The following is a 1,109-nucleotide window of genomic DNA, read 5'->3' on the forward strand; positions in this document are numbered from 1 at the left end:
CCTTCCATCTCGAACTTGATTAATTACGAAAATCAAGACCTATTTAAATGGAAGGAAAACGGCATAAAATCGCCTTTTTGTAAAAGTCGTTCATCAAAATAAATCAATAGAAATCAAACAGTGTCGGCACGAAATCGGCACGAAACAATTACTAAAAAAACAAAAGAGCACAGCGTGTGCAAGTAGTGTTGGTAGCACTCTTACACCGTCCGCCTACTCTGACTAGGCAAACACTTGCTGTACCCTTAGGTGTAGTTTATTACATCATGGGTTTCTTTGCAACGGTTTGCTTAAAACAGGCCGTTGCTTTTTTGTTTCCAAAAAGGAGACAAGGTCCATGAAAAAGAAACTAATCACAGTAATAGCAAGTGTGGATTCCTTCCACAATCTTTCTACATTTGATTGTATTGAGGAAATGAATAAAACTGTACGTATTTATCGTGACATCATTAAAACGTCCGTAACACGCTCTGACGTGCAAACTAGACTAATTGCATTACTAGAAGTATTGAAACGTCATAGCTGTAAGCAAATCGGTGTAAGCTACATGTCTAAAAATACGATTGCTGATAAGTTAGAGTTATCGTACAAAACTGTACAAAGACTAATGAAGAAATTAGAAGAGTTAGGGATGATCCGCCAAGTACCAATGAAGCGTAAAAAGGATATGCTTCAAACGGCTAATGCTATACAAATCATTCCTGTTAAAAATGATGTGTCCGACAAGACACCCCCTGAAAAGTCCGAGAAGTGTCCGACCATTAAAACAACTTCTCCTTCTTTAAAACAAAATATTATTAATAATACACGTAAGGTCGTGTCATTTTCACATGCAAATTTTATAGCTTCTTGGGTTCCTGAAAAATTTGCTAAATTAACGAGTTATTTTTATCATGAATCAAAGACAATCAATGAATTGTGGAAGGTAGTTAGACAAAATAATCGAATCATCAATCATGTGGATGGCAAAAGAGCATTTACAGAACAGCAAGAACTACATATCGGAATCAAGGCATTTAAAGAGTTTGTTATGAAGATTAAGAGTGGGAAAAATATTAAGAATGTATTTGGTTATTTTAATGGGATTGTTAATAAAATCATGGACAAGC

At 35.3% G+C, this 1,109-nt stretch carries 1 protein-coding gene; it reads left to right on the forward strand.

Annotation, left to right across the window (positions count from 1 at the left end; translation table 11 throughout):
• Window positions 1-337: 337 nt before the first annotated feature.
• On the forward strand, window positions 338-1,109 hold a 772-nt coding region (locus tag B5V89_RS19795; protein ID WP_108073705.1), incomplete at its 3' end, for a helix-turn-helix domain-containing protein.

Source organism: Heyndrickxia sporothermodurans (assembly GCF_003055045.1).
In the GTDB taxonomy this organism is placed as follows: domain Bacteria; phylum Bacillota; class Bacilli; order Bacillales; family Bacillaceae_C; genus Heyndrickxia; species Heyndrickxia sporothermodurans.